Here is a 13,761-nt window from a genome sequence, read left to right on the forward strand (position 1 = left end):
AGCCGGACCGCCTCCCCATTTCATCCCAATCCATCGACTTCGTTGCCACGGCAGGGGGAAGCCCTTCCGAGGTGGGAGAGAAACCGTGTCCAAGATCATCGACAAACATGCCGCCCTGCAGGACCTGCTGGTCAATGCCGTCGAGGATGACCACGAGAGAGGCGTCTTCAGATGCCGCCGTGACATTTTCACCAATGCGGACCTGTTCGAACTGGAGATGAAATACATCTTCGAGAGCAACTGGGTCTATCTCGCCCATGAGAGCCAGATACCCGAGGTGAACGACTACTACACCACTTCGATAGGTCGGCAGCCCATCGTCATCACCCGTGACAAAACGGGGACGCTCAATGCGGTCATCAATGCCTGCGCCCATCGCGGCGCCATGCTTTGCCGACGCAAGCATGGCAATAAGGGCTCATTTACCTGTCCCTTCCACGGCTGGACCTTCTCCAACAGCGGGAAGCTGCTGAAGGTTAAGGACGAAAAGACGACGCAATATCCGGAGCAGTTCGCCAAGGACGGGTCGCATGATCTGACGCGTGTCGCCCGCTTCGAAAACTATCGCGGCTTCCTGTTCGGCAGCCTCAACGCGGACGTTGTCCCTCTTGAGGACTTCCTCGGCGAGACGAAGGTGATCATCGACCAGATCGTAGATCAGGCCCCCGAAGGCCTCGAAGTTCTGCGCGGGAACTCGTCTTATATCTATGACGGAAACTGGAAGCTCCAGATGGAGAACGGCTGCGACGGCTACCACGTCAGCTCCGTTCACTGGAATTACGCCGCGACCATGGGTCGCCGCAAGGAAGAGGGCACGAAGGCCGTCGACGCCAATAGCTGGAGCAAATCTGTAGCTGGCGTCTATGGCTTCGACAACGGGCATATCCTGCTCTGGACCAATACGATGAATCCGGAAGTGCGCCCGGTCTACAACCGACGCGACGAAATCCGTGAACGGGTCGGCAGCGAGGCGGCCGATTTCATCGTCAACCAGACACGCAATCTCTGCGTCTATCCCAACGTCTTCCTTATGGACCAGTTCAGCACGCAGATCCGCGTGACGCGTCCAATCAGCGTCGACAAGACGGAGATCAGCATTTTCTGCTTTGCCCCGAAGGGCGAAAGTGCTGTCGACCGGGCGCTGCGCATCCGGCAATACGAGGACTTCTTCAACGTATCCGGCATGGGCACCGCAGACGACCTCGAGGAATTTCGTGCCTGCCAGACCGGCTATGCCGGTACGGCGGCTCTCTGGAACGATCTTTCACGCGGTGCGCCGCTCTGGATCGACGGGCCGGACGAAAATGCCCGCCGCATGGGACTGAAGCCACTGCTTTCGGGCGAACGCAGCGAGGACGAAGGGCTCTTTGTGCGTCAGCACGAATACTGGGCCCAGGTCATGCGCACGGCGCTGGCCAGCGAAATGGAAGGAGCCGGCGCATGAGCACGATCCATTCCCATGTTGCCGCCTTCCTCTACCGCGAAGCCCGTCTGCTTGATGACCGTCAGTGGGACGAATGGCTGACCTGCTATGCCGAGGATGCGACCTACTGGATGCCAGCCTGGGACGACGACGACCAGTTGACGGACGACCCGCACAGCGAGATCTCGCTGATCTACTACCCTGATCGCGGTGGGCTCGAAGATCGCGTCTTCCGGATCAAGACGGAGCGGTCGGGGGCATCAACGCCCGAACCGCGCACCAGTCACATGATCTCGAACATCGAGATCCTGTCCGACCGGGGCGCGGAGATCACACTTCGCTACAATTTCCACACGCTGAACCACCGCTACAAGATCACCGACCACTTCTTCGGAACGGTGTTTCTGACGCTGCGGCGGGCGGAAACAGGCTTCCTGATCGCGGCCAAGAAGATCGTTCTGAAGAATGATTACATCCGCCAGGTCATCGACATCTACCACATCTGACAGATCAGAAAGCTCACCTTTCTCGAGGAGGAGAAGCCATGGGCAACTACCGGATCGCATTGAATTTCGAAGACGGCGTCACGCGCTTCGTCGACTGTCGGGCCGGCGAGAAATTGCTGGATGCCGCCTATCGTAACCAAATTAACCTGCCGATGGATTGCTCCGACGGTGTCTGCGGCACCTGCAAGTGCCGTTCGGAAACCGGGACCTACGATCTGGGCGATGACTATATCGAAGATGCCTTGACCGCCGATGAGGCCGCATCCAGGCTGGTTTTGACCTGCCAGATGCGACCGACAAGCGACGGTGTCATCTCCGTTCCCACCCGCTCTACGGTGTGCAAATCTGCAGAGCAGAAGCTCGCGACCACCGTGACCCGGGTGACGGCTCACGGCGATGCCGCGGTCGTATTGGAACTGCAGGTGGAGGGCGATGGCAGACCACAGTTTCTGCCGGGCCAGTATATCAACATCGACGTGCCGGGCTCGGCTGCGAGCCGCTCCTATTCCTTCACCACTGCGCCAGGTGAAAACCACCTGGGCTTTCTCATCAGGAAGCTGCCCGTGGGGCTGATGAGCAACTGGCTCTCTCACGCGAAACCCGGCGACAGGGTGACAGCGACCGGCCCCCTCGGCAGCTTCTATCTTCGCGACACCGAGCGTCCGCTCCTGTTCCTAGCCGGAGGCACGGGACTTGCGCCGTTCCTGTCTATGCTCGAGGTGCTGGCGGCGAAGCAATCATGGCAGCCGATCCATCTGGTCTATGGGGTTACGCGGGACGAGGACCTGGTTCTGGTCGACATTCTGGAAAGCTATGTCGATCGGCTGCCGGATTTCTCCTTCACCACCGTGGTTGCCGATCAAGGCTCAAAACACCCACGGAAGGGCTGGGTTACCGATCACATGCCGACCAGTCTTCTGAGCGTTGAGACGGACATCTATCTCTGCGGGCCGCCGCCGATGGTCGATGCTGTCAGGACCTGGCTTAGCGCCCATGACATCACGCCAAACAGCTTCCACTACGAGAAGTTCACGCCGAACCTGACCTTGAAGGAAAGCGCATGAGCAAGCTTACCTTTGAAGGCCGGTTTCGCGGCAAGGTTCTGGTCGTCACGGGCGCGGCCCAGGGTATCGGGCTTGCCGTCGCAACGCGGGCCATTGCCGAAGGCGGCAAAGTGCTGTTCGTCGACAGGGCGCAGATCGTCCACGAGGTGGTCGCCGAACTGGCGTCAGAGAGCGCAATCGCTTTCGTGGCGGATCTCGAAACGCATGACGGTGCGGCGGCGGCGATGCGCCATGCTGTGGAGACTTTCGGCGGCATCGACATCCTGATCAACAATGTCGGTGGCGCAATCCGCATGCGGCCCTTCAATGCCTTCGAAGCATTGCAGATCGATGCAGAGATCAGCCGATCGCTGATGCCTACGCTCTATAGCTGTCACGCCGTTCTGCCTCATCTGTTCGCCCGCGGTGCCGGCACCATCGTCAATGTCTCGTCGAATGCGACACGCGGCATTCACCGGGTGCCCTATTCCGCCGCCAAGGGCGGGATCAATGCGCTGACGCAATCGCTCGCGATGGAAGTTGCGGATCGTAACATCCGCGTGGTCGCGACGGCGCCTGGAGGCACCGAAGCCCCCGCGCGTCGCATTCCCCGCAACGCTGACGGTGACACGGCCGAAGAAAAGGCCTGGATGCAAGACGTCGTCGAGCAGGTGAAGCAATCGAGTTTCATGAAACGATACGGGACCCTTTCGGAGCAGGTTGCTCCGATCCTGTTCCTGGCCTCGGACGAGGCTTCCTACATCACCGGATCCATTCTGCCTGTCGCAGGCGGCGATCTCGGCTGATTTTCAATTAAATGCACAAGCACTGGGAGGAGTGAAGATGCGCAACATAGATGTGACTGAAGCAATAGACAGCGGTCAGTTCGGCCGGTTCCAACGGATGATCCTCGGCCTCTGCGGGCTGCTTCTGGTCGTTGATGGCTACGACGTCTTCGTCGCAGGCACGGTCCTGCCGAAACTGATTGCCGAATGGGGCTTGAGCAAACCGCAAGCCGGCGCGCTGCAGGCTTGGGCGCTCTTCGGCATGATGTTCGGCGCCCTGATTTTCGGCCCGCTCGCAGACAAGATCGGTCGCAAGAAAGGCATCGCCCTGAGCTTCGTGCTGTTCACGACGGCGACGGTTGCCACAGGCTTTGCCGCGTCGCCGGATCAATTCAAGATCTTCCGTTTCATCGCCGGTCTCGGCTGCGGCGGGCTTATGCCCAACGCGGTGGCGCTGATGAACGAATATGCGCCGAAGCGGCTGCGCGGCACGATGGTTGCCCTGATGTTTTCCGGGTATTCGATCGGCGGAATGGTGGCGGCCAGTCTCGGGATCGCCATCATACCGTCGTTTGGATGGCAATGGATGTTCTATGTTGCGGCGATCCCGCTTGTACTGCTGCCTCTCATCCTCTGGAACCTGCCGGAATCGCTAGGGTTCCTGATCCGCCAGAACCGCCAGGCGGAAGCGCGCAGCATCTATTCGAGACTGTTCCCAGGCGATCAGCTCGCTGACGGCGACAAGTTAGTTTTCGCCGAGACCAATGGGGCATCGGCTTCGGTGCTTGAACTCTTCCGCCATGAGCGCGGCCTGCGCACTGCCATGCTCTGGGTGTCGTTCTTCTGCTGCCTGCTGCTCGTCTATCTCCTGTCATCCTGGCTGCCGAAGGTGCTTCAGGAGGCCGGCTATGCAGAGCGCGCCAGCCTGCTCAGCCTGTTCTCGCTCAACTTCGGCGGCATGGCCGGTGCCATCCTCGGCGGTCGACTTGGGGATCGCTTCGGGCTCCCGAAGGTGGTCGTCGCCTTCTTTGCGACTGCCGCAGTATCCATTGCCCTGATCGGTATGGGGCTGCCGGCCATTCTCTTGTTCATCAGTGTCTTCATCGCCGGTGCGACGACAATCGGAACCCAGATCCTGCTCTATGCGAGTGTGGCACAGCTCTACAATCTCTCGATCCGTTCGACAGGTCTCGGCTGGGCATCAGGTGTCGGTCGCATCGGCGCTATCGTCGGGCCTACCTTCGGGGGATACCTGCTCGCTCAGCAACTGCCGCTGCAGCAGAACTTCATGCTCTTCGCGGTGCCTGCTGTGATCTCTGCCTTTGCCATGCTGGGCTATGCCTCGCTGAATTCGCGGCAAGTGCTGCGAACACCAGTTCCGGCCTAAGACCGCACTTCATGAAGGCCCGCAATGCGGGCCTTCTCGCCCAAGGAACAGACAATGCCGCTTCTCGACCTCGATCAACACAGGCTGCACTACCGCCTCGACGGCACGGATGCCGCCAAACCCTGGCTGATTTTCTGCAACTCACTCGGAACCGATCTTCACATGTGGGATGGTCAGATCGAGGCGCTGGCCGACGATTTCCGGATCCTGCGCTATGACCGTCGAGGACACGGCCTTTCATCGGCACCTCCATCTCCTTTCACACTATCCGAACTTGCGGACGATGTTATCGCGTTGATGGATCACCTGGCGATCGAGAAGGCAGATTTCTGCGGACTGTCCATCGGTGGTCTCGTTGGACAGTGGCTCGCGATCCACGCAAGCAATCGCTTCGGCAAATTCGTCTTCTGCGCTACGGCAGCGAGGATCGGCAATCGGGAATCCTGGCAAGAAAGGATAGACGCAGTAGCCAGAGACGGTCTCGCCAAACTTCGGACCGGAACGATGGAAAGATGGTTTTCACCGGAGTTCAGCTCAACCGCGCCAGAGATCATCCTCAGATTCATGACGACTTTCGAGCAAACTTCGGCCAGTGGGTATCTTGGCTGCTGCGCAGCTTTGCGCGATGCAGATCTCCGTTCTGAGCTCCATCGAATTCACCACCCGGTTCTCGCAGTTGCGGGACAAGATGATGCAGTGTGTGTAGAGAGCGATCTTGAGCTGATTGCACAATCAGTTTTGCGCGGTCGCCGTCGGACACTCCCAGGACGACATATTGTCAACCTTCAGGCCGCAGGTTGGTTTAATACCTTGCTGGCTGCATTCTTGGCCAGCTAGGCGAGACCGGAGCCTGGTGGCGAGAGATGGCCTGCTACCTCGCCATCCGAAGATGGTGTGCACTGCTTTCTCACGTTTTGCACATGGAAACTGGCAAGGCTTCGGCTAATCCCTTTGGGCGCGCGTTGATCGTGTCTGCTTTCGGGTATGAGCGATGACGACACTTACGACCGAAGTGAAGGCGCGAAGCCGCACCTAATGTATATGCATCACACGCATGCATTCGTGTGGCTCTAAAGACGACTCTCACGTTGAATCCGCCCATTGACCCGTTTTCAGAATTGCTACCAGTAGCCCTATCAAAGATAGGACAATTGGAATTCACTTGCGATCAATCGCTTGTGCATCGCATGTAGCGAGGAGACGCAAGACTGCAGCGCTGGCAAACTTCGATGAGGATACATGGGCCGTCAGAACCCATTTGATGGATTGGCCGAATTCCTGGCGATCGCGAAACGGCAAAGCATTCGCAAGGCCGCTCTCGACCTTGAAGTGACGCCGGGAGCCATCAGTCAGGCGCTGCGGAAGCTTGAACGGCGTCTGGGCACACCACTATTCCACCGAACAACGCGACGCATCTCACTGACGGAGGCTGGTGAAACGCTCCTGGCAGAGATCGCGCCGGCAGCGCAGGTAATTGAGGCCAGCTTGAGTGTCGCCTCCGATGCGTCAAACGAGCCGTCGGGCACTCTGAAGCTGCTTGTGGAACGCCTCGCCGTACCGTTCGTGATCGAGCCGATCCTGCCCGGTTTCTGTGCCGCATGGCCCAACGTCAAGGTCGATCTCACTGTCAGCAACAGGCATCATGATTTCGTGGCAGGTGGCTATGATGCCGGAATTCTCATCGGCCCTTACATCGCCCAGGACATGATTGCCGTCAGACTGTCACCGCACTTCCATTGGGCGGTCTTCGGCTCGCCAGACTATTTCCGCAAACATGGTCGACCCATGGTGCCCGCAGATCTGGCCAAGCATAACTGCATCCGATTTCGCCGCCCAGAAAAGGGCGACATCTATCGTTGGGAGTTTCTCGAGGACGGGCAAAATGTCAGCATCGAGCCCAATGGTCCGGTGACCGTCAACGACGGGGAGCTGATGCAAAGGCTCGCCGCAAGAGGTCAGGGACTGATCTATTCCTCCACCTATCACGCGTCGCAAAGGGTTGCGGCCGGTCAGCTTGAACCGGTGCTGCTCGACTATTCGCCCGGGACAGACGGAATGTTTCTCTATTTTACCAAGGCAGCCCAGTCACAACCTAAACTGCGTGCATTCATAGACGCTTGCTCGGAGCTACGACGGTCCTTGACGGATTGACCACGGCTCTGACCTAGCAAGGCGCACAGGCCTGCCAAGATCCGCTGCGCAATATCCTCCCGCCAGATTGTATATCCAGGCTATACAACAAGCGCAGTGTAAGCCAGTTTATCCGCGTCAATAAACAAGCCATGTTCCGCTGAACCTCAGGTCTTCAACGGAGCAGGCACATGGCATTCCACCTCCAGATCAATGGACAGCCGCATTCAATCGATGCGGATGGCGATACGCCGCTTCTGTGGGTCATTCGCGACGTGCTCGGTATGACAGGCACGAAGTTTGGGTGTGGGCAAGCGCTTTGCGGTGCCTGCACCGTCCATGTCGATGGCGTTGCGACCCGGTCTTGCGTCACCCCGATCGATAGCCTCTCCGAGAGCCAGATCACGACGATCGAAGCCCTTGCAACGCTTGCCCATGGAAAGGCGCTGCAGGACGCCTGGATAGAACTGGACGTGCCGCAATGCGGCTACTGCCAATCGGGGCAGCTTATGTCGGCAGCCGCACTCCTGTCTGACATTGAACAACCAACTGACGAAGACATTGACAGCGCGATGTCGGGGAACGTCTGTCGATGCGGGACCTACCAGCGCATCCGCGCAGCCATCAAGCTTGCCAGCGCGTGAGAGGAGAACGGACCATGTCGACCAAAATTGCTGGCCCCAGCCTGAACCGACGCAATTTCCTCAAGGCAAGCGCTGCACTCGGCGGCGGCCTCATCGTCAGTCTCGGTCCTATTCCGACCGCAACCCTCGCGGCCACGGACTTCGCACCGAACGCCTTCATCCGGATCGATCGCAGAGGCCTGGTCACACTCGTCATGCCTCAAGTGGAAATGGGTCAGGGGATCTATACCGCTCAGGCAATGCTCATCGCCGAAGAACTGGACGTAAGCCTGGAGGAGGTGAGGATCGAGCACGCCCCCGTCAACGAAGCACTCTACGGGCATCCCATGCTCGGCCGGCAGATGACGGGCGGATCGACTTCGATCCGTGCGTTCTGGACGCCGTTGCGAACGGCCGGAGCGACAGCCCGGACGCTCCTGATGCAGGCTGCAGCCAAGGAATGGAATGTCGACGTCACATCGTGCCGTACGGAGCAAGGATTCGTGGTGAACCCGGACGGGCGCACAAGGCGGGCCTATGGTGAACTGGTCGACGTAGCCGCTTCGCTTCCGATTCCAACCGCCGAATCCATAGCACTCAAGCAGCCCTCCGAGTTCACGCTTTTGGGGACATCCGCGAAACGCCTCGACACCCGCGGAAAGACAAACGGCTCGTTGAAGTATGGCATCGATGCCTCACCACCGGGGACCAAGATTGCGGCCATCGCGATATCTCCGGTCCTGGGCGGGAAGCCGAAGTCTGTGAACGAGCCGGCAGCCTTGGCCATCAAAGGCGTGCGGCAGGTGGTTATCACGGACGATTCTGTGGCGGTCGTTGCAGACCATACCGGAGCCGCAAAGAAGGGTCTGGAGGCCGCGGCCATCGAATGGGAGGACGGTCCGAACGGTAGCGTGTCACAAGCCGATATCCTCCGGCAACTCGAAGAGCAGTCGCAATCCGCAGGAGGTGTGGCGCGCAGTGAGGGAGACGTGACTGCGGCCCTTCAGGGCGCCGCAATCCGGATCGACGCCGTGTACCAATTGCCCTTCCTCTCTCATACGGCCATGGAGCCGATGAACTGTACAGTTCACATAGGCGAGAATGGATGTGAACTTTGGGTCGGAACGCAGAACCTCTCCTCAGCGAAGCAGGCAACTGCCACTGTTACAGGTCTCCCGCCGGAGAACATCATCATCAACAATCACATCGTTGGAGGCGGCTTCGGTCGCCGGCTGGAAGCCGACGGGATCGCTCACGCCGTCAGGATAGCAATGCAGGTCAAGGGACCCGTGAAGGTGATCTGGAGCCGTGAAGAGGACATCCAGCACGGCTACTACAGACCATATTATTACGATCGGATATCAGGCGGCATCGATACGGATGGCAATCCGATCGCCTGGAGCCACCGCGTTGCCGGGTCTTCGATTTTTGCGCGTATTGCACCCGCCGCCATGCAAAACGGTGTCGATCCTGACGGCGTCGAGGGTGCCGCCCATCCCCCTTACAAGCTTCCGGCGATCCATGTGGAGTTCAAACAGGTGGAGCCGCAGGGCGTGCTCACGAGCTGGTGGCGCGGCGTCGGGCCGTCACACAACATCTTCGTGGTGGAAAGTTTCATCGACGAACTGGCCGCAGCGGCAAAGTCCGATCCCGTCGAATATCGCAAGCGGCTCCTTACAGAAAATCCGCGCGCGCTCGCCGTCCTGGAGCTCGCGGCGGAAAAGGCTGGCTGGGGTGAGATCCTGCCCCGGGGCCGAGGCCGCGGCGTCGCTGTCCAACTCGCATTCGGAACTTACCTTGCAATGGTCGCCGATGTGTCGGTAGCAGACGACGGAACGGTTCGCGTGACACGCATTGTGACAGCCGTCGACTGCGGCATGACGGTCAATCCGGATACGATCGCGGCCCAGATGGAGGGTGGCGCGCTCTATGGTCTGACGGCGGCACTTTATGGTGCGATCACGTTCAAAGATGGACGTGTCGAGCAAAGCAACTTCGACAACTATCTCCCGCTGCGCATCGAAGAAGCACCTCATGTGGAAACCCATATTGTCCGCAGTGCCGAAGCGCCTGGAGGAATCGGTGAGGCTTCCACCACTGCCGTTTTCCCAGCCGTCACCAATGCCATTTTCGCGGCGACGGGCAAGCGCGTCAGGACGTTGCCAATCAATCCTGAAGAACTGAAAGCAAAATGATGCTGCATGCACTACGTTTGATCCTGTCTATCGCCGCCGTCTCCATTGCGGGTCTGGCTGCAGCGTCAATCGCCGGAAATCCAGTTCGGGGCCAACAGCTCTTCAACCGCTGTTCCGGCTGTCATTCGGTTCAAGGCGACAATAAGTCTGGACCTCCGCTCAACGGGGTCGTTGGCCGGGAAGCGGCGGTGGTTGAAGGCTACCGCTATTCGCCGGCGCTCATGAACGCTGGTCTAACCTGGACGGAAGATGCCCTCGACACCTACCTGGCAGGTCCGACCAAGGCGGTGCGTGGAACGCGAATGACTGTCAGCGTGTCAAGAGAGCAGGATCGGGCCGACATCATCGCTTATCTCAAGTCGCTTGGTGGCCAGTGAAGCATTCCCTCGATTGTCTCAAACTGCCGACACCCATGAGGGTGTCTGTCGCGGACGACGTTGCCGCACTTCTTGAGTTTGCCCTCATTTGTCATGCTCAAACACGGGTAGCTATTGCGACACTCATTGAAGTTCGTGGCGGTGCTGCCCGTGCGCTGGGCTCGCATGTCGTGGTGGCGGCTGATGGCCGCTACGCTGGCTATCTGTCCGGTGGCTGCGTGGAAGCAGCCCTTGCGTTCGAAGCTCTGCTTGCAATCGAGGCAGGCAAGGACCGAGTGGTCACGTTTGGCGACGGGTCACCCTTCTTCGATATCATCCTTCCCTGTGGAGGAGGCATCACCGTGGTCATCCATATCCTGCGCGAGCCTGACGAAATCGTCCAAGTGCTCACCTGTCTTGAGCAACGCCGGACTACCGCATTAAAACTCTCTGTAGAGAAGCAAGCTTTGACGGTTACGGCACCACCGGCAACGACTGGATGGATCGGCCATTGGTTTCACATCCTCTATCGCCCACGGATCCGGATTGTCATTTCCGGTCAGACGGTGGAGGCACGCAGTGTGGCTAAACTCGCCCGGGGTTGCGGGTATGATGTGGTGTTCATCTCCGGTCAGGACGTCATCGCGAACTTGACCGAACTCATCGACCCATACACGGCGGTCCTGCTCCTCCACCACGACATGGACCAGGAGCAACCAGCGCTTCAGGCCGCGCTCCGCTCAAAACCATTCTACATCGGCGCACTCGGAAGCAGTAGAACCCACGAGCGGCGGCTCGAGGAACTGCAGAAAGCAGGCTTCCGCGACGAGGACCTGACACGCATCAGGGCTCCGATCGGTTTGTTCGGTCCCACACGAGACTCGACCTCCTTGGCGCTGTCGGTACTCGCCGAGGTCGCAGCTACAAGGCTGACAGGTTTCAAATGACGCATGCTGGTGAAACCGGGATCTTCGACCGGATCGAGCAGCCCGACAATGTCCGCTCGGACAAACAATCCATAGACTGTCGGGATGATCACACAAATTCTGGGCTCAGGCATAGGTGCCCTGAAGATCGAATACCGCCCCAAGGGCGTCCGACTTCTTTCGCTCAAGGAGAGGACATACGGATCATCGAGTCCATTTACGACATTGTCGGCCTTCGCCAAGGGGTGCCGAAGACAGTCTTGCAGGATGAGTTCGACTTCTTTGGCGCGATGGTGCGAGCAAAACGGATTTTTGCGAAACATAAGACGTGATGCCGTGCAGTCATGGCAGCATTGTGGGTCAAGCAGGTATTCGCCGAAAATCTGAGAGGAAGGCGGAGAGCAGCCTTCGCACTCCACCACTGGCATCACACATCAGCAAGGATGGCCCCCACAGCCTCGCTGTCCAGCACTTGCTGTTCGAACAAGGCCGCCGTCAGCCGATCGAGCGTCCCTCGGTTCCCGTTAAGCACGTCGTTTGCCTTCGCCAAAGCCTTCTCCAACCGTGCATGGACCCGCGCCGCCAGATCCGGATGCGCATCCAGCACTGGCGTCGCATCCTTGTCATCCCGGTAGAGCAGCGGCTGCACCGCCCCAAAGCCAAGACTGCGCTCAAGGGCCAGGGCAAGCCTCGTCGCACGGGCGAGGTCACTATCTTCTGCCCCTGCCGAGCCGACGGAGACGAAACAGAAGACAATTTGCTCGGCCGCCCGACCGGCCATCAGCATCGCGAGCAGGTCCTCTCGATAGCTCAGCGTATCACTGCCGGACCTTTGGAAAGCCAGAAGGCTATACCCGCCATCGGGCATGTCGATCGTAATCCCCTGGATTGGACCGAGCTTCAAGGCATGATGCACCACCGCATGCCCCGCCTCGTGGACAGCGAAGCGCCAGCGTAGATCATGCGGAAGCTCTGGCCGGTTCAACCGGATACCGTCCTCTAGATCCTTGTTTCGGATTGGACGCTTCTGCCGGCGAGCGACCTGACGGGCCTCACGTACGATGCGCTCGACATCAGCCCCCGTGAGCCCCATCGCGCGAGTGCCCAGACGCTTGAGAACCGATTGGACGTCGCTCAGGATCGATGCGGTATTGGTCATGGCTTGCTCGGTCATTGGCTGCCTCCATTCAGTGTCTTTCGTTGGCTCAGGCCGTCGCCGGTGTCCGAGGTCGGCTCGGCGATCTCGGTTTTCTCCTTATTTGGCGTCTGCCCCTCGGCGACCAGCACCTTCAGATCCTCACCAAGATGGTGCCGGAAGATCTCGGCCAATGTCGCGGTGTCAGGCCTCGGGATCTCGATGTGGGTTTCCAAGCGCCCGGAACGTTTCAGGGCCTCGTCGATCTGCTCCGGTCGGTTGGTGGCGCCGACGACGATGAGACCTTCGCCCTTGACCGCACCATCCAACAGTTCGAGCGCTTTGTTGACGACACCATTCCAATAGTCCGCGTACTCGCGCTCTGCCGGCTGGCGTTTTCCGATGCCATCGATCTCGTCGATAAAGAGGATGGCAGGTGCCACGGCCCGCGCCTCGGCAAAGGTCCGGGCCATGCGATTGAGGACGTCGCTCAGATGGGCACCCTGGAGCCAAGTCGAGACCGAACTGACGACCAGCGGCACCTGCAAGCTATTGCAGAGCGCCCGGGCGAATGACGTCTTGCCGGTCCCGGGCGGTCCGGAGAGCAGCAGCTTGGTGCTCATGTCAGACCAAGGGAGGATCGAGGCTCGGTAGTCATCAAGGTCGGCCTTGAGATCGAGCGCCCAGGTCTTCGCCTTGCCGTATCCAGGGAGCGTCTCGATCGCGAGGCTCGGCGGGCTCCCGTCTTCGCCCCAAGGCTCCGGCTGGATGACTTCCGCCCCGGACGGCTTGTCGCGTCTCCACCCGCCACCGCTGCTGTCTTGCCCCGAAGCAGCGTTATCATGGCTTGCCTTGCCTGGCTTTTGCTTCGACGTTGTGGAGCCACCTGAAGAGCCGTCGCTCTCATCCTCATCATTGTCACCAACGCGCGCGGCGATGCGGTTGCGCTCGGTCAGCGACGCAAGGATCGCGACGACTTCGGCAGCACTGCGGCCCGGTCGGAACGCCAGCACGACGTCATCGATGGTGAGGTAGTGGACATCATAAGCATTGGTCCACCGATCAAGCGGCAACCTGCCGCCCGGTCCGTAGACAGCTTCAAGCATAAGGGCGAGGAAGGGGTAATCGAGCCTCCCGCCCGCCAGATTGATGTCGGCCGCGATAGTGATCTCGTCCGGAACACCTTTCGCATCTTCGCAGATTGCAACGACGGGATAGTCACGTCGCAGCGCATTGAGGAGCCGACGCTGCA

General features: G+C 59.5%; 13 protein-coding genes. 11 read left to right on the forward strand and 2 right to left on the reverse strand.

Going from position 1 to position 13,761, the window contains the following annotated elements; all coding sequences use genetic code 11:
* The first annotated feature begins 85 nt into the window (after nt 1-85).
* The 11 genes from C0V73_RS21065 to C0V73_RS21115 all read left to right on the forward strand — a co-directional run bounded on the left by C0V73_RS21065 (nt 86) and on the right by C0V73_RS21115 (nt 11,395).
* Nucleotides 86-1,444, forward strand: coding sequence for a Rieske 2Fe-2S domain-containing protein (locus C0V73_RS21065; protein ID WP_102021973.1), 1,359 nt, complete (start codon nt 86-88; stop codon nt 1,442-1,444).
* Complete coding sequence (benB, locus tag C0V73_RS21070) at nt 1,441-1,929, forward strand: benzoate 1,2-dioxygenase small subunit (RefSeq protein WP_102021974.1); 489 nt, start codon at nt 1,441-1,443, stop codon at nt 1,927-1,929. Before C0V73_RS21065 ends, benB begins: the two co-directional genes overlap by 4 nt.
* Nucleotides 1,930-1,967: 38 nt before the next feature.
* Nucleotides 1,968-2,993: a benzoate 1,2-dioxygenase electron transfer component BenC gene (gene benC / locus C0V73_RS21075; protein ID WP_102021975.1), complete on the forward strand. Its 1,026-nt coding sequence runs from the start codon at nt 1,968-1,970 to the stop codon at nt 2,991-2,993.
* Nucleotides 2,990-3,778, forward strand: a complete 789-nt coding sequence (gene benD, locus C0V73_RS21080) for a benzoate diol dehydrogenase BenD (RefSeq protein WP_102021976.1) — start codon at nt 2,990-2,992, stop codon at nt 3,776-3,778. The genes benC and benD overlap by 4 nt, the downstream gene beginning before the upstream one ends.
* 37 nt (nt 3,779-3,815) lie before the next feature.
* The gene (locus C0V73_RS21085) at nt 3,816-5,144 is read left to right on the forward strand and encodes an aromatic acid/H+ symport family MFS transporter (RefSeq protein WP_102021977.1); all 1,329 of its coding nucleotides are present in this window, start codon (nt 3,816-3,818) and stop codon (nt 5,142-5,144) included.
* 54 nt (nt 5,145-5,198) lie between these two features.
* Entirely contained in the window at nt 5,199-5,981 is a 783-nt protein-coding gene (gene pcaD, locus C0V73_RS21090; RefSeq protein WP_102022001.1) for a 3-oxoadipate enol-lactonase, read from the forward strand.
* 402 nt (nt 5,982-6,383) lie between these two features.
* Nucleotides 6,384-7,295, forward strand: coding sequence for a LysR family transcriptional regulator (locus tag C0V73_RS21095; protein WP_102021978.1), 912 nt, complete (start codon nt 6,384-6,386; stop codon nt 7,293-7,295).
* A gap of 170 nt (nt 7,296-7,465) precedes the next feature.
* Entirely contained in the window at nt 7,466-7,918 is a 453-nt protein-coding gene (locus tag C0V73_RS21100; RefSeq protein ID WP_102021979.1) for a (2Fe-2S)-binding protein, read from the forward strand.
* 14 nt (nt 7,919-7,932) lie between these two features.
* Nucleotides 7,933-10,092, forward strand: coding sequence for a xanthine dehydrogenase family protein molybdopterin-binding subunit (locus C0V73_RS21105; protein ID WP_102021980.1), 2,160 nt, complete (start codon nt 7,933-7,935; stop codon nt 10,090-10,092).
* Entirely contained in the window at nt 10,089-10,469 is a 381-nt protein-coding gene (locus tag C0V73_RS21110) for a cytochrome c family protein (protein ID WP_210200177.1), read from the forward strand. Before C0V73_RS21105 ends, C0V73_RS21110 begins: the two co-directional genes overlap by 4 nt.
* Nucleotides 10,466-11,395: an XdhC family protein gene (locus C0V73_RS21115; protein WP_245408054.1), complete on the forward strand. Its 930-nt coding sequence runs from the start codon at nt 10,466-10,468 to the stop codon at nt 11,393-11,395. The genes C0V73_RS21110 and C0V73_RS21115 overlap by 4 nt, the downstream gene beginning before the upstream one ends.
* Before the next feature lie 406 nt (nt 11,396-11,801).
* On the opposite strand, the gene C0V73_RS21125 is transcribed toward C0V73_RS21115, so the two are convergent.
* Nucleotides 11,802-12,548, reverse strand: a complete 747-nt coding sequence (locus C0V73_RS21125) for an ATP-dependent Zn protease (RefSeq protein ID WP_102021983.1) — start codon at nt 12,546-12,548, stop codon at nt 11,802-11,804.
* Nucleotides 12,545-13,761 (reverse strand): ATP-binding protein (locus C0V73_RS21130; RefSeq protein ID WP_143708362.1); only part of this gene is annotated, 1,217 nt, incomplete at its 5' end. The genes C0V73_RS21130 and C0V73_RS21125, both read right to left, overlap by 4 nt.

The sequence above is a fragment of the Rhizobium sp. TH135 genome, from assembly GCF_002855515.1.
GTDB lineage: Bacteria > Pseudomonadota > Alphaproteobacteria > Rhizobiales > Rhizobiaceae > Allorhizobium.

Excerpts from the sequence above, each read along its gene's own strand:
- benB (WP_102021974.1), top strand. The coding sequence starts at position 1,441 with ATGAGCACGATCCATTCCCATGTTGCCGCCTTCCTCTACCGCGAAGCC.
- benC (WP_102021975.1), top strand. The coding sequence starts at position 1,968 with ATGGGCAACTACCGGATCGCATTGAATTTCGAAGACGGCGTCACGCGC.
- benD (WP_102021976.1), top strand. The coding sequence starts at position 2,990 with ATGAGCAAGCTTACCTTTGAAGGCCGGTTTCGCGGCAAGGTTCTGGTC.
- C0V73_RS21085 (WP_102021977.1), top strand. The coding sequence starts at position 3,816 with ATGCGCAACATAGATGTGACTGAAGCAATAGACAGCGGTCAGTTCGGC.
- pcaD (WP_102022001.1), top strand. The coding sequence starts at position 5,199 with ATGCCGCTTCTCGACCTCGATCAACACAGGCTGCACTACCGCCTCGAC.
- C0V73_RS21095 (WP_102021978.1), top strand. The coding sequence starts at position 6,384 with ATGGGCCGTCAGAACCCATTTGATGGATTGGCCGAATTCCTGGCGATC.
- C0V73_RS21100 (WP_102021979.1), top strand. The coding sequence starts at position 7,466 with ATGGCATTCCACCTCCAGATCAATGGACAGCCGCATTCAATCGATGCG.
- C0V73_RS21105 (WP_102021980.1), top strand. The coding sequence starts at position 7,933 with ATGTCGACCAAAATTGCTGGCCCCAGCCTGAACCGACGCAATTTCCTC.
- C0V73_RS21110 (WP_210200177.1), top strand. The coding sequence starts at position 10,089 with ATGATGCTGCATGCACTACGTTTGATCCTGTCTATCGCCGCCGTCTCC.
- C0V73_RS21125 (WP_102021983.1), bottom strand. The coding sequence starts at position 12,548 with ATGACCGAGCAAGCCATGACCAATACCGCATCGATCCTGAGCGACGTC.